General features: G+C 34.0%; 15 protein-coding genes. 3 read left to right on the forward strand and 12 right to left on the reverse strand.

The features are described 5' to 3' along the window. The first annotated feature begins 9 nt into the window (after positions 1 to 9). Both argB and JQN76_RS02655 read left to right on the forward strand, forming a co-directional pair. Positions 10 to 774: an acetylglutamate kinase gene (gene argB / locus JQN76_RS02650; protein ID WP_000668882.1), complete on the forward strand. Its 765-nt coding sequence runs from the start codon at positions 10 to 12 to the stop codon at positions 772 to 774. Between the two features lie 267 nt (positions 775 to 1,041). Continuing rightward, positions 1,042 to 1,521, forward strand: coding sequence for a YagU family protein (locus tag JQN76_RS02655; protein ID WP_001802886.1), 480 nt, complete (start codon positions 1,042 to 1,044; stop codon positions 1,519 to 1,521). A gap of 327 nt (positions 1,522 to 1,848) precedes the next feature. Here JQN76_RS02655 and ausB read toward each other — a convergent pair whose 3' ends face one another. The 10 genes from ausB to JQN76_RS02705 all read right to left on the reverse strand — a co-directional run bounded on the left by ausB (position 1,849) and on the right by JQN76_RS02705 (position 17,922). After that, a complete protein-coding gene (gene ausB / locus JQN76_RS02660; protein ID WP_001836748.1) occupies positions 1,849 to 2,493 on the reverse strand; it encodes an aureusimine biosynthesis 4'-phosphopantetheinyl transferase AusB in 645 nt (214 codons plus the stop codon). A gap of 12 nt (positions 2,494 to 2,505) precedes the next feature. Continuing rightward, complete coding sequence (ausA, locus tag JQN76_RS02665; RefSeq protein ID WP_205397786.1) at positions 2,506 to 9,681, reverse strand: aureusimine non-ribosomal peptide synthetase AusA; 7,176 nt, start codon at positions 9,679 to 9,681, stop codon at positions 2,506 to 2,508. Positions 9,682 to 10,127: 446 nt separating this feature from the next. Next, positions 10,128 to 11,378 (reverse strand): MDR family MFS transporter, encoded by a 1,251-nt coding sequence (locus tag JQN76_RS02670; protein ID WP_000826862.1) that lies wholly within the window; start codon positions 11,376 to 11,378, stop codon positions 10,128 to 10,130. Positions 11,379 to 11,763: 385 nt separating this feature from the next. Then, on the reverse strand, positions 11,764 to 12,789 hold the full coding sequence (locus tag JQN76_RS02675; RefSeq protein ID WP_000706137.1) for an NAD-dependent formate dehydrogenase: 1,026 nt from the start codon (positions 12,787 to 12,789) through the stop codon (positions 11,764 to 11,766). 172 nt (positions 12,790 to 12,961) lie between these two features. Next, positions 12,962 to 13,321 carry a Na-translocating system protein MpsC family protein gene (locus tag JQN76_RS02680; RefSeq protein WP_001092004.1) on the reverse strand — a complete coding sequence of 120 codons (360 nt, stop codon included), beginning with the start codon at positions 13,319 to 13,321 and terminating at the stop codon, positions 12,962 to 12,964. 216 nt (positions 13,322 to 13,537) lie between these two features. Then, a complete protein-coding gene (locus JQN76_RS02685) occupies positions 13,538 to 14,569 on the reverse strand; it encodes an acyl-CoA/acyl-ACP dehydrogenase (RefSeq protein ID WP_000171645.1) in 1,032 nt (343 codons plus the stop codon). 12 nt (positions 14,570 to 14,581) lie between these two features. Continuing rightward, on the reverse strand, positions 14,582 to 15,343 hold the full coding sequence (locus JQN76_RS02690) for an ABC transporter permease (protein WP_000197961.1): 762 nt from the start codon (positions 15,341 to 15,343) through the stop codon (positions 14,582 to 14,584). Then, positions 15,340 to 16,314, reverse strand: coding sequence for an ABC transporter substrate-binding protein (locus JQN76_RS02695; protein ID WP_000826655.1), 975 nt, complete (start codon positions 16,312 to 16,314; stop codon positions 15,340 to 15,342). Before JQN76_RS02695 ends, JQN76_RS02690 begins: the two co-directional genes overlap by 4 nt. 13 nt (positions 16,315 to 16,327) lie before the next feature. Next, positions 16,328 to 17,068, reverse strand: coding sequence for an ABC transporter ATP-binding protein (locus JQN76_RS02700; protein WP_000590860.1), 741 nt, complete (start codon positions 17,066 to 17,068; stop codon positions 16,328 to 16,330). 341 nt (positions 17,069 to 17,409) lie between these two features. After that, positions 17,410 to 17,922, reverse strand: coding sequence for a DUF4242 domain-containing protein (locus tag JQN76_RS02705; RefSeq protein ID WP_000171919.1), 513 nt, complete (start codon positions 17,920 to 17,922; stop codon positions 17,410 to 17,412). A 178-nt stretch (positions 17,923 to 18,100) separates the two neighbouring features. Here JQN76_RS02705 and JQN76_RS02710 point away from each other — a divergent pair, with 178 nt between their 5' ends. Further along, positions 18,101 to 18,304, forward strand: coding sequence for a hypothetical protein (locus JQN76_RS02710; RefSeq protein ID WP_000356963.1), 204 nt, complete (start codon positions 18,101 to 18,103; stop codon positions 18,302 to 18,304). Positions 18,305 to 18,597: 293 nt separating this feature from the next. Here JQN76_RS02710 and JQN76_RS02715 read toward each other — a convergent pair whose 3' ends face one another. Together JQN76_RS02715 and JQN76_RS02720 are read right to left on the reverse strand one after the other, a co-directional pair. Beyond that, the gene (locus JQN76_RS02715) at positions 18,598 to 19,557 is read right to left on the reverse strand and encodes a cation diffusion facilitator family transporter (RefSeq protein WP_001013481.1); all 960 of its coding nucleotides are present in this window, start codon (positions 19,555 to 19,557) and stop codon (positions 18,598 to 18,600) included. A gap of 646 nt (positions 19,558 to 20,203) precedes the next feature. Then, positions 20,204 to 21,691 (reverse strand): aldehyde dehydrogenase family protein, encoded by a 1,488-nt coding sequence (locus JQN76_RS02720; RefSeq protein ID WP_000290396.1) that lies wholly within the window; start codon positions 21,689 to 21,691, stop codon positions 20,204 to 20,206. Positions 21,692 to 22,035: the final 344 nt, after the last annotated feature.

Genomic DNA, 22,035 nt, shown 5'->3' on the forward strand with positions numbered 1-22,035 from the left:
GTTGGTTAGATGAAATTTATTGTCATTAAAATTGGTGGCAGTACACTTAGTGACATGCATCCATCAATTATTAACAATATTAAGCATTTACGATTAAACAACATCTACCCTATTATCGTTCATGGCGGTGGCCCATTTATTAATGATGCATTATCAAACCAGCAAATCGAGCCACACTTTGTTAATGGCCTAAGAGTGACTGATAAAGCAACCATGACCATTACTAAACACACGCTCATTGCAGACGTTAACACTGCATTAGTAGCTCAATTTAACCAGCACCAATGTTCTGCAATAGGCTTATGTGGTTTGGATGCACAGCTGTTTGAAATTACATCTTTTGATCAACAATATGGATATGTCGGTGTTCCGACCGCTTTAAATAAGGATGCTTTACAGTATTTATGTACTAAATTTGTACCTATCATCAATTCGATTGGTTTCAATAACCATGATGGAGAATTTTACAATATTAATGCTGACACGCTTGCCTATTTTATTGCATCATCATTAAAAGCGCCTATTTATGTATTAAGTAATATTGCAGGTGTACTCATCAATGATGTTGTTATACCTCAATTGCCATTAGTCGATATTCATCAATATATTGAACATGGTGATATTTATGGAGGTATGATTCCCAAAGTGCTAGATGCCAAAAATGCGATTGAAAATGGCTGTCCTAAAGTTATCATTGCATCAGGAAACAAGCCAAATATCATTGAATCTATTTACAATAATGATTTTGTTGGCACAACAATCCTTAATTCATAACTATGAAATTAAGACCTAACAAGTTTTGACACGCGATGATTCCAGTTCGATTATCCATTGCGCTAAAACATTTATTTGCCGTTCATCTCGTTAACAATTTTGAATACAGTACGATACAATATGAGATGTAAAAAACTAATAACCTTTTACAAATTTGTTTATCAAAATATTTTAAGTTTTGCAAAGCTTTTTATTGTGATTATTTTCACAAAATACTATAATGAGGATAGTAAATAGAGAGGAGTCCTTAAGTTGACGAAACGACAAATGGGTATATTCATTTATGCTGGAATTATCGGTGGCTTGTTATCTGGAATTGTAAAATTAGGTTGGGAGGTCATGTTTCCACCTCGCACACCAGAACGTAATGCAACGAACCCACCTCAAGAGTTATTGCAACAATTAGGATTTAGTAGTGAGTTTACGCATCAAACATATACATTTTCAAATATGGAATTGCCTTGGGTAAGCTTTATTGTCCACTTTAGTTTTTCTATCGTCATTGCAATTATTTACTGCATATTAGTTAAAAAATACGCTTACTTAGCAATGGGACAAGGTGCTGTTTTTGGTATTGCTATTTGGGTATTATTCCACCTTATCATTATGCCAATCATGCATACTGTACCTGCTGTGTGGGATCAACCATTCCAAGAGCATCTGTCAGAATTCTTTGGCCATATCGTCTGGATGATGACAATTGAATTAGTGCGACAACATTTTGTCTATCGCTATAAATTAAATTAATACACTGACTAACATTAACGTGAGTTTTAAATCATCGTTTGAGTATGATGATTGATGCTCACGTTATTTTATTAACTGACATGATATGATTCCAGCCAACTTACGTGAGCATTAAAGTCTCAAATGCGTCGTAACAAACTATTATTTTTGGCAATTTCAATATTGCTCAGTATATTTTCACCTTATCACTTACTTTAATCTCGTCATGATTTTGAATGATGCCATCGTGTATTCACCTTTCATTTTTCCAATAAAAAAACATCTAACAGTAAACATTTAGGCAGTATAGTTTAAAATCACTGCGCAATGATACTGTCAGACGTCATATTAACTACTCAATAACTGAAATACAGACACTTTTTTATAACCCCAGGGTGCCTGTCCTAAGAAACATACCTGTAGCATAAACTGATCAAAAATAAATTGTTTGAACTTCACTTCACGTGATTGATAAAAGTGTGATTGTGTCATATCATAAATGTCCAATCCTTTGATTAAACCTTCACCAATCAATTTTGTAAAACTTTCTTTTTGTGTCCATATTTGATAAAAATCATTTAAACTACATATTTGATGTGCTTCGTTTGTAGAGAAACACGTCACTAACGTACGCCAGTCTAAACGTTGTGATATCTTTTCGATATCTATACCAACTGGTTCTTTATCGACAACACACACGATATAAGGATAACTATATGATAAGCTCACATAGATGGGCTGTCCATCACGATTGTGTTGAACAATATCTGCCTTACCTCGTGGCGAAATGTGATAATGCCATTCATGTAGTAATAAACCTGTGTCATGTTGAATTCCATATTGCACTAAAATATCTCCCAATCTGTGCATGAGTTTATCTTGATTGTATCTATAGTTGACTGTACGCGGTTTTTTATATGACCAACGACTTTGTGATATTAATTCTTCAATACTTTTCAAGTTACTCTGTAATTGCATTACAAATACTGTCATAACTTTCCCTACTTACTTATTGAATATTGTTTTGATATATTGTGCCCAATGATACAGCCAATTGTTAGTTATCGTTGGCCATTTTTCACTGATGTGATTCATTATTTTTAATGTTAATGTTGTATCTATCATTGCTAGTTGTTGTTCACGGTCAACACTAGTTAATCCAATCGTTTCGTACATGTCTTGTTTCTGTAAAATTTCATTAAATGATTCATCGCTGACGAGTTCAATTTCTTTGCGCTTAACGCATTCTAACAAAGATTTCACCGGCATTTTATTAGGTGATAGCACATGGTAAATGATTTGTGGTGTGTTGACTTGTGCTAATGCGACAATTTGTCTTGCAGTCGTATCCACAAAAGAAAAATCTACAGGCATTTCAGCCATGCTAACCCCGATACAATCCAGTTGTAACAAATCATTCATTACCATTGAAAAACGGTTAGTCTTTATATTTCTCATATGCCATCTTCCATTGTAAGGACTCGTCAAATTACCAACACGTACAATCCGACCATCTAAGCCATTATTTACAGCTTCTAATACTTTTAATTCACTATAAAATTTGCTCCGTGTATATGGTGATGTTAGTAGTTGCCCTTTATAGACATCCGCTTCTGAAAATGTCACATCTTCTGTGTCTATATCAAAATAAGTTCCCACACTTATCGTAGACACATATATTAACCTTGCATGATGTTGTTGTGCCAAACGTATGACATCAACAGTACCTTGAACATTTACTTTTTCAAATTCATCATCATCACCAAAGTGATCTGTACGAGCACCTGCATGAATAATCGTATCCATGTTTTCTGGTAAAACAACATCATCCATACACTCAAAATCACCAACAATGACTTCAATGTTTGATAACATCATTTCAACCGTCTCTTCTGAAAAATAATCATTTAAATTCGTCATCAACTTATACCATGCTATTTCCTCATTATCAGCACGTATGAAACAATAAATGCGATGACTGTATCCTTGTAGTGCTTCAATCAGATAAGCACCTAAAAACCCTGTAGCGCCAGTCAATAGTGTATTTCCTAGAGGTCGATAACTTAGACTATCCTCTAAAACACCCAAATTATAACGAGACATAACAATCTTTTGTAATTCCGAAAGATTATCCGGTAATGCAACTAATGATTGTTGATTTTGGTGCATATAATTAACAATCTGTCGCACGGTTTTATATTGGTATAATGTCTGCATTGAAATATGATGGCCAAATCGTTTTAAATGCGAGACAACTAACATCGCCTCTAATGAGTTACCACCAAGTTCAAAGAAATCATCGTCAACACCGACATCATTTTGTTTCAATACCTCTCCGAATACATCAACAAATGTCTGCTCAATTTCATTAGATGGTTCGCTATACACTTTATTAGACTGTTGTATAGGTGATGGATTTGGCAAACGCGTAGTATCCACCTTGTCATTCGTGGTTAATGGCATACAATCGATATGCGTTATAGTCTTAGGAATCATATACTTAGGCAGATGATCATTTAAATATTGCTTCAAATCCTGCTCCATTTGTTGCTCTCCGACATAATAAGCATTCAATATATCATGCGTATCAAAGTGACTTACTGTTACAACACAATCAGATATACCACGAATAGCTAATATTGCATTTTCAATTTCATCAAGTTCAATACGGTACCCGTTAACTTTCACTTGTTTATCTATTCTTCCTAAAAATTCAATTTGACCATCAGATGTATAACGTGCTAAATCACCACTATGATACAACTTTCCTTTACCAAATGGATTATTTTGCCATTTATCAGCCATTAATTCTGGACGGTTAATATATCCTATCGCTAAACTATCACCTGCAATACACAACTCGCCTGGCATACCAATACCGCATAACAAACCATCTGACATAATATACACTTGGATGTTAGATAAGGGTTTGCCAATTGGAATCGTCTCAGGTATCAAATCACCACAATGATGTGACCAATACGATGTGATGACTGTTGACTCAGATGGTCCATAGGCATTGAAATACGTGCCACAATGCTTCTCAATATATTTAACAAAGGATGCCGTACTAGTTGCCCCGCCTGTAATCAACTTTTCAATATAAAAGTCTTCCATAACACTACACATCTGTAACGGAATCGACGCCACCGTCACACGATGCTTATTAATGAGTTGTTGTAACTGTGCTGGATTAACACGTTCCTCTCTATCTGGAATCACAAGCGTATGACCATTTAACAAACAACAATAAATCTCCATAACTGATGCATCAAAAACAATATTTGCATGTTGCAAAAATACTTCATTGTCGCCTAATTGCAATTCAGTTGACCATGCATGCACTAAATTCAACAAATTTCGTTGTCGTATGGCAACCCCTTTAGGCATCCCGGTCGTACCAGATGTGTAAATAGCATACATCTCATTATCTAACATCGCTGTGTTTTCAAGTTGATTGCCATGTAAATCATCATATTGTTCATTTTCCTTTGATTCAACAAAGCCTTTAGCATTTTCCAATTGAATGACTGGTAATGTCGTTTCAATTTCAACGCCGTAAGACATGACTGCAGTTACTTTAGCATCCTCCAAAATTGCGCCTTGTCGCTTTTTCGGAAAATCAATATCGATAGGTATATAAGATGCACCTACTTTAACTGTCGCCAACATCGCCGCAATCATTTCAAAACTACGTTCTGTAAACAAGGCAACCCGTTGACCATTGCCCACACCATTTGATAGAAGCATGTGCGCAATGGCATCCACATAGTTGCGTAATGTTTCATACGTAATTGTCAAATCATTCATGACTAGCGCAACATGATTACCTTGTCGTGAGACAGCTTCATTAAAGTAACTTATGATAGATTTATTTCCCGGGACATTAAGCATTCGATCGTTAACATGCGTATTGACCCAATTTAGAAGTTCCTCCGTGCCGTTTGGTATATCACAAATTTGTAGTGTATCTTGATGCTTCAAAATATAATCAATCATAATCATACATTGATTACCCATGTGACGAACTGTTTCTGAGTGATATAAATCGGTATTATACTCGATATTGATTATATAGTCATCGCGATCTTCTTCAATGATGAAAGATAAATCAAATTTCGCCGTCACTGATTTGGGTTGAATGTGTGTTAATTTACTATGCCCAAAATGAGCATGATTCGTTTCATTGTTTTGTAGTACTAACATGACATCAAATAATGGATTCCGTGAGGCATCATGTGATTGATCTAAGTCATTTACTAAACATTCGAATGGGTATTCTTGATGCTCGTATGCCTCCAAACTCATTTCCTTAACCTCTTGTAAAAACTGTGTCCACATTTTATCAGGTGACGGTTGCCCTCTATATACCAACGTATTAGCAAACATGCCTAGCATTTGCTCCGTGCCTTTATGCATACGCGCACTCATCACACTACCGACAACAACATCATCTTTTCGAGCATATCTGCTTAACAACGTCATGACCACACTCATAAAGAACATAAAATCAGTAATTTGATGCTTTTCTACATACTTTTGAAGTAGCTGTCTCATTTGTTGATTCATTGTAAATGACATCATTGCTCCATTTGTCGTTTTAATATTTGGTCTAACATAGTCTGTCGGTAAGCTTAAAATAGGTACTTCATCTTTGAATTGAGATAACCAATATTGTCTATGTTTCGTCATATCACGATGCGACATCCACTCACTATAGTCTTTATATTGCAATTTAAGTGGTAACAATAATTTATGTTGATAAAGTGCGTTAAGATCATTCATTAATTGTATATTACTCATACCGTCATTAATGATATGATGCGTATCTATAAAGAGGTATGCATGTAAGGGACTTCTAATGTATCTCACTCTAATTTGACTTGGCTTTTCCAAATTAAAAGGTGCTACAAATTGGCGCATGATTTCTTGTTCATCCGTAAAATGCGTGTTAACTTCTTCAAAGTCAACTGCAACATCTGCCACAATACGTTGTCGAACCTCATCATCTACAACAATATATTGTGTTCGTAAAATCTCATGTCGCGCTATCAAACGCTGCACTGCTTGTCGCAATTGAGCTACATTAAGTTCTGATGATAACCGCCATAAAAAAGGTACGTTATACACCGTATCTTTATGGTTTGATTTCCATAATAAATACATACGCTTTTGTGCAGAGCTCAGCACATAATCATCTTTAACTATAGTTTCTGGAATCACTTCATAGTTTTGTTCTTGAACCTTAGCAATCGCTTGTGCTAGTTCAAATACAGTTGGCTTTTGTAATAAATCACCAATTTGTAATCGTTTCCCAGTAGATGCCTCTATCCGATTCACCACTAACGTTGCTTTTAATGAATGGCCACCTAATTCAAAGAAATTATCATGAATACCTACTTGATTCACATGTAAAATATCTGCAAAAATTTGGCATAGCAAGTGTTCGGTATCTGTACTCGGTGCTACATAGGCATCCGTATCGACATAGTCCATGATAGGCAATGCCTTCTTATCTAATTTCCCATTAATAGTAATAGGAATTTGCTCAATATGCATGAAATTAACTGGTATCATGTACTCCGGTAAGGTCATACGTAATTGTGATTTAATCTTATTATGTGATAATGTATGCATCGCTTCATAATAAGCAACGATATACTGATCTTGATCATGATTTTGAACAATAACAACTGCTTTATTAATACCTTGTATACGCTCGAGCGCATGCTCAACCTCTGACAACTCAATCCTAAACCCTCGAATCTTAACTTGTTTGTCCTTTCGATATAAATAATCTATGTTGCCATCGGGTAACAAACGAACGATATCACCACTTCTATACATCAGCTGATTTATATTTGAATCTTTGATAAATTTATCTGCTGTCAATTCTGGCTGATTTAAATAACCTGCAGCTAACCCAAAGCCACTTGTACATAATTCTCCAGGAATACCAACGCCACACCGACGCTCGCCTTGCATGATATAAACATGAGTACCCAGAATCGGTTTACCAATAGGAATACGATTTGGAACTTTGTTAGGTATATTATACGTCGTTGTAAATGTTGTATTTTCAGTTGGTCCATAACCATTAATAATTTGAGGATGCTTCGGTTTTTGATTAAGCAAATCCACCCACTTAGCATTCAATACTTCTCCACCAATTAATAAATACTTTAACGGTACCAATACTTCTATTCGTTCACTAGCAATCTGATTAAATAATGAGGAGGTTAACCACATAGTATTAACGTCATTTTCATTGATTAATTGTTCTACCGCTATTGGATTTAATAATTGTTCTTTTTTAGCAACAATCAGCTTTCCACCATTGAGCAATGCACCATATATTTCAAATGTTGCAGCATCAAAGGCTATAGTTCCTGATAACAAAATCGTCGTCTCTTCATTTAATGGTACATAATGATTTTGATGGACCAAGCGAACAATACCTCGGTGCGGAATTAGTGTCCCTTTAGGGTTACCAGTTGTCCCCGACGTGTAAATAACATAAGCATGATCTTCTAACGTGTTACATTTAGAAAGATTATCAATATTTTTCCACGCTATCTTATTCAAATCAATGTGATTAATATTTTGTTTACCATTTTCATATAAAGCTTGGTACGTTATTACAACTTTAGGCGTTACATCTTTTAAAATGTACTCCTGACGATCACTTGGATAGTTCGGATCAATTGGCACGTAAGCCCCACCAGCTTTCAACACACCTATCATCGCTATTATCATCTCAATACTTTTTTCAGCTATGACAGCGACACGATCATTAGGTTCAACACCATACTGGTTTCTCAAACGGTGTGCTAAATCATTCGCGCGTGCATTCAATGTTTGATATGTTATAAACACTCCGTCAAATTGCACAGCGACATGATTCGGCGTTGCTTCAACTTGTTGCTCAAATAAGGTAACAACTGTTTGCGCATCATCTATCTCAGGCAAACTTAAATTGATATCGTCATATAATTGAATATCACGTTCTGTCATCAAATTAAGTTCATCTACAGTTGTTCGTTTATTTCCATTTTCTTCAGTAATTTGCAAATAAATATTTCGAACTAAGTCACTCAGCGTCTCGATTGAGAGCAAATCATATGCTGCACTGTTATATATAATTTTGAACCCGTGTTGATGTGGAAAAATTTCAATATCCGCTAAAGATGTATGTGCATCATGTATTTGATGTACATCCTCAATAACATCATTACAACAAGACATCATATGATGATAACAATGAAAAATAGTCTCTAGTGAAAGCGAAGACTTCGCGCACTGTAATTGCGACATATTTTGCAACACACATTTATTAAAATCTGTTGTAAAACGTTGACATACATCTTTTGCATCGATTGTTAACGTTAACGGCACAATATTTCCGTGTAAATCATTTGGTAAATGTGATGGTACATGTATACCTAATGTGACATCATGTTGTTGACTCATTATATGATTAGCTAAATACACACTAACAGCCAACGATGCCATATCTATTGATGTCATATCATCAATCAAATACGTTTGATATAAAGCTTGTTCAAATGGATGCTTAATTGGAAAATAACTATCAATATGGATGTCAGAGTTATTCTCTAACCGAAAATAGTTTGAGTCTAATGCTATATGCGATGCATCTTGATTGTCTTTATCATCATTTCTATTTATATGTGCATGCTGTCGAGTATTGTTAATAACAGTATTGCCACGATATGCATTGCATAAATCATCAAGAAAAATATCAATTTGACTATCATCGAAAATGGACACATGAAAATCTAATAGTATATATGCAGCATCAGCGAACTGAAACAATTTAACTTTGAATAAAGGTGAATCATTAAAATGGTAAGTACTTAATTCTTGCTTAAAAAAAGCTTCTAAATCATAGTTTGCGGAAGAAGATGGAACTTGTTTTATCTCAATAAAAGGCAGAAATTCATGAAGTATCATTGTTAAATTGTCATCGGTAGTAACATCAAAAAAATGTCTTATAGATGCATGTTGTTGCACAATTGTCGATAATGCATACATCATTTTAGTAGCTTCAACATTTTTAGCGAGTTTAACCCAATACGCATTACGGTGTGTCGTTGATTCTGTATTATTTTTGTATATACGAAAATATTCCTGTTGAAATCTCAAATTACCCATAATCATAAAAAGTCCTTCTTTCATATCATAATACTCATTACTTACTGAAATTGCATGATGATATGATAACCGACGAAATGTTAATTAACTCGTTATGTAATGATTAATATAAAACACCATTCGCAACATATGAGCGATATATTCTACCCTAAAATACATCTTGTATCATCGTTACAATTGGTATATTTTTCAATGTAAATTACATACATCTTCGATAAATAGCACACTACAACTCGTTAATCACTTTCTGTTGTTCACATCTCATTGCAAACTCAATATTGTTGTTACAAAATATCCATGAAGCAAGTTTATATTAAACAAACAACTCGCATAAAACAATTGTTATCCTTAAATTTTAACAAATTCTTAATAAATTTATCTCTATTTTAATTACGACCAAATTAATAGGTTTTCCATATAAAAAGATGCATAAAATAAATATTTAAATAAATTCAATTTGTATTCACTTGTTTTTGTCCCCCAAATACACCAGCAACAAGCATGCTAGCACCAATTGTTAAAACGATAAACATATACAGTCCCATTTGTAATGACGTTAAGAAAACACCCAACACAATCCCTAACCTAGCTAGTGTTTCTGAAAAATGAATACCTAATGCATTAACTGCACTATATGTTCCTCTTTTAGCTTTAGGAATAATTTTAAAGCGTTGTTCTGAAACTATAGGCGAATAAATAATTTCACCTACAGTCGCAATTATCATAAAAACAACTAATAAGCCAAACTGATTAAGATAGGTTAGACCACTATAGCCAACAATATAAATCAGCAAACCAGTGATTAAAGCTTTTTTAAAATCTATTTTCAATACAACTTTCGAGATTGAATACGTGAGTAAAATGACGACGACCGTATTAATCATTAGCAAGATTGCTAACATCTTAGCACCTGTAATATCATATGAACCTATACTTATTGTTTCAAACTGATCCTTTAGTCTAATAGCAATATATGAGGAGATTGAAAATTCACCCATCATGATGATACTGAACCCCGAAATCAATAACATATAATTACGGTCTTTCAAAACTAATTTATAACTGCGAAATATATTCATTATTTGTAATTTTTGATAACGACTTGCATGCCTCTTGTCATCACTTTGCTTTACTTGATTTCGGTCTTGAGGTAACCAAATATATAAAATAAAGAGTACAATTAAAAATATACAAGCTGCTATTAAGAAAAGTAGTAACATACTGTAGCCATACATCAAGCCACCTAACAATGCCCCAATAGCTACCGATAAGTTTGTCATCCAATAGCTAATCTTGTAAATATAATGTTCCACGTCTTCGGTAATTGCATCCATAATTAATGTGTCCATAACTGGAAATTGTAATCCCCAAACGATTGTAAATATGGCATATGCAACACAAAAACCAATAATTTGCCACAATTGATGTGACCCAAATACGCCCATGAACACAAGCATTATCACCATCGTCGCTTGATAAATAAGTACTAGCAACTTTTTCGGAAATATCTCAATAAGGTAACCAGATATAATGGACAATGGAAATTTTAGAACCACTAAACCAACAAGATATATACCGACAATTGATTGACTTAACATATCTGTTAAATATAGTGCTATAAACGGTATAAATGCTGTCGTAATAATTAGCTGTAAAAAATTGCTAATCAATCGTACTTTCAAAGTCGTACTTAAGCGTTTCATTAATAACTACACCCCTTTCCACATATATACACACTACCATTTATATAAAATCTATTATTAGATTATACGTTGAAACAAAGAATTTTTAGTTATACAAAGTTATTTAACAAACAAATGCATCGACTTTACAATGCATCTTGCATATAATGCCTCAAAAAAATTAGCACTATATGACTATATATTATTCCAAATGAATGAAATTTATCAATAATTGCGTAAGTGAACACATATGTGCGTAAATGTTAAATCATTGTCCTAACATAGCCGTGACTATACTTAGATGTAATCATAAAAAAACTACTGCCATCTTTACAACAGCAGTAGTGCTTATATGATTCATTTATATAAAATTGAAAGCGTTAATCGCTAGCCCAGCATCCTTATTCTATTTAGCTGTATAACTTTTACTAGCAATACGACCACTTGCAACAATAATATCTTTATCTTGGAAAGGTTCATGATTGAAGAAACGCTCTAAAATATCTTTAACTCCATCTTCAATACGTTTTTGTGCTTCTAAAGTCATACCTGAATAGTGAACCGTCATAGCATTTCTAGGCATTGTTCTCCATGGATGATCAGCAGGTGCAGGTTGTGGATACCAAACATCACCAGCATATCCTTGTAAATGCTCGGATGCTAACGCTTCAACTAACGCATCGCGATTTACAATTTTACCACGTGCAGTATTCACTAAATAACTGTGTTTTTTCATACGACTTAAAACATCTTTATCAAATAAGTTATCAGTTTCTGGTGTTAATGGTGCATGAATTGTAATCGCATCACTTGTTGAAACAAGTTCATCAAAGCTTACAAATTTAGACAATTTATGGTCTTGTTGATTGATTGGATCATAGTGTTGTAATGTTACATTAAATGGCGCTAATCTTTCAGCAACAAGTTGTCCAATTCGACCAAATCCAAAAATACCAATTGTTTTGTGTTGTAATTCATGCGCATGATTACCTACTTGAGACAAGTTCCATTCACCTTCTACTGATTGACGATGACCTTCTTCATAGTTTCTAAGAAGTATTAATAAATCCATAACCGCATGTTCTGCCACACTAACTGTATTACTTCCTGTAACTTCAACGACACCAATATTGTGTTCACTTGCTGCCGCTAAATCTACATGGTCAGATCCTACACCTGCTGTAATTGCTAATTTCAAGTTCGGTGCTTTTTCAATACGTTCACGAGTCATATATGCAGGATAAAATGGCGCACTAATAATCACATCCATATCTGGTAAATGTTTATCTAAGTCTTCACCATTATCTGCTAATATAATGAACTCATGTCCTCTTTCCTCTAAAAATGTTTTTAATCCTAATGCTTTTTTAGTATTAAGTAATTGATTTTCTTGACCTTCTACTGCTTCTGGAAATAACGCTACGATTTTCATATCCATCTCTCCTAAATGATAAATTTTGACTTCCTTAAAGTACGTGTTGCATGTTGCTTGTTTTAAAAATATGACAAAAAAACGGCACCGTTTGACATACCACCCCCTTGAATTATTGTTAAATTCAAAGCGAAGTTAGCAAACAGCACCGTGTACCTTACACCAGCAACACTTATTCTATTGACTTATCGAAAACAAATATTGAAATGACTTCATCATCATTCAAATCAATATCTGTAAATAATTTTACGAACTTAGCGCCTACAAGACTTTCCATCTCATTTACATCTATTTCTTTATACATCTGTTTAATCTTCTCTGTGCGTGTATAATGGAGCATCGATTCATTGCGTTTGTCGTTTAGGTAAAAACTCTCAACTTTACTCAAAACACCTGTCATATGTGCAATCGCCCAATTATCTTTAAACGACACTCGAATACTATTGGGTCCTTTACCCACGTATTCTTTACGATAAGATCTTACTAGATTCGAGAATTGTTGTTCTTTAGTATGCGTATCTATAGTATTCACCTTCTTTAAAATAAGAAGTTCATTAATTGTTCACATTTTCATTATACACCTTATTAACACTTTTTCAATGATAACGATTATTATTATTACGAAATGTATATTTTCCTAGTTAAAAGGATATAACAAATTAACAGAAAATGTTTATAAACTAAGATTTATATTATTTTAAAAAATGTTTCAACAAACGCATCTAAACAACAAATCAGCTTATCACACTTACCCCTTCAACTCTGCTTCAAGTTTACCTAAATGTCTTAATGTCGGCGTTAATGCTGCGAAGAAGAATCCTTCTTTTAACTTGCGAACTTGTGGCGAATATGGTGTGTACGCTCTTGAACCACCATTGACAACAGAAGCTTGATTTACATCTAACAATAAATAGCCAATGTCCTTCTTCAATGATATTAATTCACTTAAATGTGAAGTTAAGTTACCGTCATCTAATATTGCATAATATTCCTCTCTAAGTTGACGATAACGTTTTTTAAAAGCTTCAACATCATACTCTAAATATTGATTTATTCCGTTTTGCGCATTTGAAAATGCATCAATTAACTCTAAAGAACTTTTAATTGAGCCTAATCCTATTGGAATTTGGTAAGCAATAAATTGCGGGCGAATAGTTGCCGCAAACTGCTTCGCATCATGCGTGATGATTTGTGATTGTGGCACTACGACTTGATTCAATGTGATTTGATACGTTGCTGACCCGTTGACCCCTAAAAAATTTGTTTTTTCAACGAGAGTGATACCATCTTGATTGGCACGTAGAATGAACATGACAAATTCATCTGATGATTCATGTTTCGAAATCGCACCAAAATAATGGTCTTCTTGAATATTACTTACAGCTGGCATACGTCCACTGACAACCAATTGTCCATCAACATAAGTGTGTTCAAGGTTCAACTTTTCTAAATCATTAAATGACTTCATCGGATTAGACAATCCGGTAGCACCTAATATTTCTCCAGATAACAATTGCTGTTGTAAGTCATTATTTAAATGTGGCTGCGTGGCATTTTCTAAATACGTTGAAAAAGCTAATTGGCACCATAAACAAAATCCTGTTGTCAAACAAGACTGCGATACAGCTTCGATTACTTCAGCATTTTTTCTCAATGCCGCCTCACCGAAATAACCATCTACAAATAATTGTTGAATAAATGTTCTCGGATAATACGTCCCTTCATCAACTTCTACTAAATGAGGATCTAATTGTTCTTTGATAAGCGTTTCTAAAGTCATCATCATCTCTCCTTATTCACCAAATCTTCTAAGTATAAACTGCTCAATATAACTAATGAATCGATCAATAATAAAACCAAATAATCCGATAAAGAATATTGCTGCTAAAACATCTTCTAAGTTCAACATATTTCGTGCATCAACGATTAAAAAACCTAATCCCGATTGTGCACCAATCATTTCACCAGAAACTAAAAATATCCAACTTGTTCCTACCGCCATATGTATCCCAGCCATGATTTGTTTAAATGCCCCGGGAAATAATATATTGCGATACAATGACCACCCAGTTAAATTTAAATTTGCCGCTATTTTTAAATATTGAGGTTCAATGTCTCTAACGCCTTTAATAGTATTGAACACAATTGGGAAAAAAGCAGCGATAAAAATAATCGCAATCGCTGGCAAACTACCAATACCAAACCATAGAACAACAAATGGTGCCCATGCTATCGGAGATATCGGTCTAATCAATTGAAATAGCGGTTCGATAGCGTTGTATAGCCAACGATTCCTTCCAAGCAAGAAGCCCAATGGAATAGCAACCAACAATGCGACAACAAAGCCCGCTACAAATCTCCATAAACTAATTGCTAAATGTTGGAAAATTTCTCCAGTAACAATGAAAGTCCATATACTTTTTCCTACAAGAGCAGGACCAGGTAACAATACAGGTTGGTAATGCCCAATAATAATGACCATTTCCCAAATGCCTAAGAAAATAATAAATGTGATAATAGGTAATATAAATTTGTTATTTGTGGGACGTGTCATGAACGCGATGCCTCCTTATACAATGACGGTTCAACAAAGTCATCATATGCAGGTGGATTAAACAAATGATGTTGTTTTACCAATGTCGTAATTTCTTGATAGCCGGATGGCTTAATTGTTAAATCACCATAGGATGTCCATGCCGCTGACTGTGTTAAAACGTCACGACTTTGTTTAAAATGATGCGTCATAATGTCTACACTTTGCTTGCGATCATTCATTTTAAAGCCAGACTTTTTATAATCTTGTACAAATGCTTGCGCTACATCCTTGTGTTGATCAAGCAATTCCCCTCTCAGTACTAGCACACAGCAATACGCATCAGGTATAACGTCATCACCATGTTTCAAAGTCTTACCTTTGCCTAACTTTTCACCCAGTGCACCGAATGGTTCGGCTACAGAATACCCTGTAATTCTGTGTTCACTCAATGCGGCTGGCATTTCTGCTGGCGACATTTCATGATAGCTAAAATGCCCCGGTTTAATCTTTAATTGTTTACGTAATTCCTCAAGTAAAAGATAATGTGTTGAATAACGATGTGGTATACCAAAATGGTAATCATCGCCATTATTATTAAATTCATTTAAGTGCATACCTTTTTGTCCCATAATGACATTGCCTTCATGATGGCCCAATGCCACAGCCTTTATATTTGAGCCCTTCTGTTTTGATTTCATCGCTAGCTCTATTAAAGTTGATGCACCATCAATACGACCACTGTTTAATGCGTCCATTAAATCTGGCCAATTATTGAATTTAACTAATTCTAGTTTATATTTCGGATGATTGTATTGTGATAATAATTTTTTAGTCATCATCAAATTAGCTGAATGTGTAATCGGCAAATATCCAATTTTAATCACTTGCTGATTTTGGGCATTTTTAGACGGTTCTTTAGACGTCCTTTGCCAATCACATCCTATAATTATAAAGATTCCAATGATGACGATTATGCTTAACCTTTTCATCGTCACTCACTCCTTATAAATAATATTCAGGTTCAACTTGATGATGATTCAATGCAAATGTTTCCATAATTTCATTACGAATCTTAAGTAGGTGGCTATCATTACGACTGCGTGGATGTGATGCTGTAATTTCATATTGAGAAATAATATTGCACCCTTCACCTAACAGAACAATGCGGTCGGAAAGATAAATAGCTTCATCAATGTCATGCGTCACTAAAATAATAGTTGATTGCGTTTTATGTTTTAGTTGCACTAGTTGATCCTGAAGTTTATAACGTGTAAATGCATCTAATGCACCTAATGGCTCATCCATCAATATAACGTTAGGCTTATGCACATGCGCTCGACATAGTGCCACACGTTGTTTCATACCCCCGGACAGTTGCTCGGGAAAATGCTTTCCCCTGCCTTCTAAATCAACTAATTTAAGCTGTGCGTTAATCTCTTCATCACTAATTTTCTGTTGAAATCCAATCCTAATGTTGTCATTAATCGTTTTCCATGGCAGCAAATTATGATGTTGAAATAGCATTAAACAATCTGGAGATGGCTGTTGTTTAATTTCGTTATCAATAATGACACGACCAGACGATGGATGAATAAATCCACCGATAATATTGAGTAAAGTAGACTTTCCGCAACCACTTTTCCCTATGAAAGTGACTATTTCTCCCTTGCTAATGTCCAAATTAAAGTTATGAATTACTTTAAGTGATCCAAAGTGATGTTGTAATTGTTGAATTTTAATCATGACAAGCCCCCTTTTAATCCCTACTATTTTAATAGGAATTAAGTGTATATCTAAAGGGCTATGCCAAACACAGCCCTTATATCGTGAATTGTTATATCTATAGATGATTATGGTTTGGTATGAGTGCTCTTATAACATAAGCGTTATTCAATTAACGACGTTATATTAATTTCAGCTCTACTAAATTTCAATAAAATGATTGTTTTAGAAAATACTTGCATTTAGTTCATTAGTTTCTTCATATCAACTACTTACATTTATAGCATTGAGCTATTCTAATTAACTGCAATCGAAATCCACGTCAAACCTATATACATATATCTCATCAACTTGTTGTCTTATTAAAGTTTTTCGATGCCATCAATCGGTGTATCAACTGCTTTTCGCGCGCGACGTACCGCTTCTTCATCAGGTGCGTTGTATAAACAAATACATTTAGACATATCTTCACATACATATGTGCGTTTAAATTCAACTTCTGGCACTTCTTCATAATGAACAGAATTTTTCTTTTTACGTGCTAAATATTGATCCATCGTAATGCCTTCCGGAATGTTCCAAGTTACAAGGTAATCAACATGTGCATCACCATTTTTAACTTCATCTAAATCTTTACCAACTAAGCGTACTTCTTTGACTAATTGAATACTAATATCTGCTTCTGTTAAAAATTGTTTAGCTTCTGCTTCGTCATTTGCTTCCACAATAAAATAACCATGAGTTAAATTTTCAGTAGCTTGTACTTCAATTAATGTTGGAATTGTCTTCGTAGATAGTGATGCTGCCTTTGCTTCTAGTTCTTCTTTCGTTGATGCAAAATCAAGATTGTTAGCTTCTAATAAAAATAATGTCATTAATAAGACCTCCTATAACAATGGTTGAAAAAATATTACTATAATTCTTATCGGATTACAAGGATATTGAGCGATTTTTTTAAATATTTAGATAAAATTCTGTAAAATATATTTTCAAAGAGTATAAAAATCATGTTAGGGTATAAGTAAATAAACATATATATAGGGGGCTATCATTATGGATAAAGAATCTGTCGTAGCAAGTTTAGCTAGAAACAAAAAGATTGCTGTAGAAACAATGGCCGGTCAAAGATACATCATAGAACGCATTTTACATACAAATGATGAAAAACATATTCATATTTTGAAACCTAAAGATGTCGTGTTAGATGTAGATAGCATCAAAGAAATTGACGAAAATCATTTAAATGATGCAACATAATCCAAAACAAACGTGGGAGTGGGACAGAAATGATATTTTCGCAAAATTTATTTCGTTGTCCCACCCCAACTTGCATTGTCTGTAGAAATTGGGAATCCAATTTCTCTTTGTTGGGGCCCATCCCCAACTTGCATTGCCTGTAGAATTTCTTTTCGAAATTCTCTGTGTTGGGGCCCCTGACTAGAATTGAAAAAAGCTTGTTACAAGCGCATTTTCGTTCAGTCAACTACTGCCAATATAACTTCGTAGAGCATAGAACATTGATTTATGTCCCAGCCTGTACAATGTTTTATTTATGTTAATTTGTCGAAGTATGGCTCATCTAATGGATTCAATTGCAAGTTTTCAATTTGCAACGTTGAATGTGCAATGCCATATTTTTCTTTCAACAATGATGATACTTGATCAATCGCTTGATAATCATCACCCTCATATTTTTTATCTAACACAACATGGGCACTTAATGAATAATGCTCTGTTGTAATACTCCACAAATGAAATTCATGTACATCTAATATGCCATCTATGTTTTTAATATCTGCCATAATTTGATCAGTATCCAAATGTTGAGGCACACTTTCCATTAAAATTAACCACGCATTACGCGTAATTTTATAACCACCACGTAAAATGATGAGTGAAATTACAATACTAATGATTGGGTCGATGATGCGCCATCCTGTAAAGTAAATCAATACAACTGCAACGATGACACCAATAGAGTTCAATAAGTCTCCCATGAAATGCCATAATGCACTTTGAATATTGATATTGTCTTCTTGTTTTAAAGACCTTACAAGGATAATTGTCAAAATAATATTAACGAGTAAACCAATACTAGCAATCATAAACATAATGCCACTTTCAATTGGTTGCGGATAAATAATACGTACAATAGCTTCATATAAAATCCAGATTGAAATTACAATTAATGCTAAACCATTTAAAAATGCAGCTAATATCTCAAATCTTAAATATCCAAATGTGTATCGTGCAGTCGGCTTCTTACTTGCAAAATAAATGGCCAACATAGATAAACCAAGTGCTAATACATCACTAAGCATATGAAATGAATCTGACAGTAATGCCAATGAATTAGATACTAAACCTCCGACAAATTCAATCACCGTAAATAACAATGTGATGATAAGTGATGCCCACAGCGTCTTTTTAGAACTTTGTTGAATTTTTTGATGATTGACATGATGAAAATATTTGTATCTGTTTATCGTATTCGCCTTTTTCCCATTCATACGTTTGCCACTCCTAAATAAATGCGTCGTATTTAATATTGTCGCTTTTAAAAATAATTCTTTATAGCTTCTCAGGTTAATATTAATGCTTCCGTAATTAACCATGATTTATACATCATCGTCATTTACATGACAACTCATTAATCTTTACCCTTTATATCTTTATGTAATATCACCTTGGAAAAACTTTTACAGCACACTCGCGCTTTGCTTTATCCCTATCATATAGAAAATTTTAATAATGTACGAGATTATTGTGTTAGTTACATAAAAATGACAAAAAAGTATCTCAAATTTATTGTTTAGTTTCATTAAGTTCAAAAAATCACAATAACTTTAATGATTGTTCCACATATTAAAACAAACGATGACTTTGCATATCGAACTTCATATTTCTAAATCACCATAATTAATAAACAACTCTGTCCTTATAATAACCGCATCGCAAATTAGCATAATTAAAAACAGCAGTAAGATGATTTGCAATTAAAAACCATCCTACTGCTATTATTTTAGTCATTATATCCTAATATCATGATACGTGTTCCTATATATTTTGTTTCGCTTAAAATCTAAACAACGCCGTAAACATGCTAAGACTTACCGCTAGACTGCCTACAAACACGCTTCAGAAACGATATTTATTCTAGTACAAACCTTTTAAAGCATTGCTTGTATCAATATAAATATTTTTAACTTGTTGATAGTTACTTAACGCACCTTTATAAGTTTCTCGACCGATACCTGATTTTTTATAACCACCAAATGGTGCGCCTTCTGGTACTTGGTTGTAAGTGTTAATCCAAATACGTCCTGTACGTACAGCTTTAGCAATATTTAATGCACGTGTGATATTTTGAGAAAATACACCGCCTGCTAAACCATACTCAGAATCATTAGCTATATCAATTGCTTCTTTATCGTCCTTCACTTTAATAACTGTTAACACTGGTCCAAATATTTCTTCTTGTGCTAATTTGTGATGATTGTCTGGCACAGCAATTAATGTCGGCTCAAAGAAGAACCCTTTATCTAATCCATTTTCAGTTAAGCGATGACCGCCTGCTAAAATTTGTGCATCTGATTCTTTTGCTGCATCAATATATGATTGAATTTTATCTAATTGATCCTTACCAGTTTGACTACCCATTTGTGTAGCTTCATCTTGTGGATCTCCAACTTTAATATTTGAAAATGCCTCTTGTAAACGTGGCACCAATTGATCATAAATTTTTTCATGAACTAATAATCGAGAACCTGCACTACATACTTCACCTTGGTTGAATAAAATACCTAACTGAATACCTTCAACTGCAAGGTCTAAATTAGCATCATCTAATATGATATTGGCGCTTTTACCACCAAGCTCTAATGTAGCGGGTACTAGATGTTTTGCTGCAGCTTCGGCAACTTGATAACCTACATCAGTTGAGCCCGTAAATGATAATTTATCTACACCATCATGATTGAAAATTGCATTACCTGATTCTGAACCTTTACCCGTTAGTATATTGACAACACCTTTAGGTAATACCTCTTGGAAAATTTTAGCAACTTCCAATAAACTTAATGGTGTTGAAGACGAAGGTTGAATCACAATTGTATTACCTGCAGCAATGGCTGGCGCAATCTTCCATGCAGCTAATAGCATTGGGAAGTTCCAAGCAACAACAGCACCTACGACGCCAATCGGCTCATGTCGTACGATACTCATTGTGTCTTTATCGATATCATTCACTGTACCTTCTTCTGTTTCAATAACACTTGCGAAATAATGGAAATGTCTTGCAGCAAATGGAATATCAATTGCTGTTGTCTCACGAATCGGTTTACCATTATTTAATGTTTCAATCATTGCAATTTTATCTTTTTGTGCCATTAATTTATCACCAATATCACGCAACATTTGTGCACGTTCTGATTTAGAAGTTAATGACCATGATTCAAATGCCTCTTGCGCCACTTTGACTGCATGATCGACATCTTTATCTTTTGCTCTTGTAATATGTGATAGTGTTTCTCCAGTTGCTGGATTAGTCACTTCGATTGTTTCGTCACTGCTACCTTTAACAAATTCCCCATTGATAAATAAACCATAATTCTCTGCAATATAATCTCGAACGTTTACTGCCATATTATCTCTCCTTTGTTTATTGGCTATAATATAAATCTCTTAGCATCATATTTAATAATGCTTTTAAACGATATGATTCACATTATATAGTAAGCGTTTACATTTTATAAAATAATCAGCTCACAGAAGTCTCATTTTTAAAACTTTTGCGTCGTTTTTGCACATAAAAATAATCTTATTTTCGAAAACATATTGCACTTTTCAAAAATAAAACACATAATATAACTATAATACTTGAGAATAATTCTCATTAAATAGTTTGGTTGTTATGAAAGTCGCGCTTAAAATGCGTTAATGGGACAAGAATAATTCAACAACGTTTCATTTTACTGAGTCATTGCACT

Source organism: Staphylococcus sp. SM3655 (genome assembly GCF_016917315.1).
In the GTDB taxonomy this organism is placed as follows: domain Bacteria; phylum Bacillota; class Bacilli; order Staphylococcales; family Staphylococcaceae; genus Staphylococcus; species Staphylococcus aureus.

Coding starts and splice junctions, on each gene's coding strand:
- JQN76_RS02685 (WP_000171645.1), bottom strand. CDS start 14,569: ATGACTTTAGAAACGCTTATCAAAGAACAATTAGATCCTCATTTAGTA.
- JQN76_RS02710 (WP_000356963.1), top strand. CDS start 18,101: ATGGATAAAGAATCTGTCGTAGCAAGTTTAGCTAGAAACAAAAAGATT.
- JQN76_RS02675 (WP_000706137.1), bottom strand. CDS start 12,789: ATGAAAATCGTAGCGTTATTTCCAGAAGCAGTAGAAGGTCAAGAAAAT.
- JQN76_RS02670 (WP_000826862.1), bottom strand. CDS start 11,378: ATGAAACGCTTAAGTACGACTTTGAAAGTACGATTGATTAGCAATTTT.
- ausB (WP_001836748.1), bottom strand. CDS start 2,493: ATGACAGTATTTGTAATGCAATTACAGAGTAACTTGAAAAGTATTGAA.
- JQN76_RS02715 (WP_001013481.1), bottom strand. CDS start 19,557: ATGAATGGGAAAAAGGCGAATACGATAAACAGATACAAATATTTTCAT.
- JQN76_RS02695 (WP_000826655.1), bottom strand. CDS start 16,314: ATGAAAAGGTTAAGCATAATCGTCATCATTGGAATCTTTATAATTATA.
- JQN76_RS02690 (WP_000197961.1), bottom strand. CDS start 15,343: ATGACACGTCCCACAAATAACAAATTTATATTACCTATTATCACATTT.
- JQN76_RS02655 (WP_001802886.1), top strand. CDS start 1,042: ATGGGTATATTCATTTATGCTGGAATTATCGGTGGCTTGTTATCTGGA.
- ausA (WP_205397786.1), bottom strand. CDS start 9,681: ATGATTATGGGTAATTTGAGATTTCAACAGGAATATTTTCGTATATAC.
- argB (WP_000668882.1), top strand. CDS start 10: ATGAAATTTATTGTCATTAAAATTGGTGGCAGTACACTTAGTGACATG.
- JQN76_RS02705 (WP_000171919.1), bottom strand. CDS start 17,922: ATGACATTATTTTTATTAGAAGCTAACAATCTTGATTTTGCATCAACG.
- JQN76_RS02700 (WP_000590860.1), bottom strand. CDS start 17,068: ATGATTAAAATTCAACAATTACAACATCACTTTGGATCACTTAAAGTA.
- JQN76_RS02720 (WP_000290396.1), bottom strand. CDS start 21,691: ATGGCAGTAAACGTTCGAGATTATATTGCAGAGAATTATGGTTTATTT.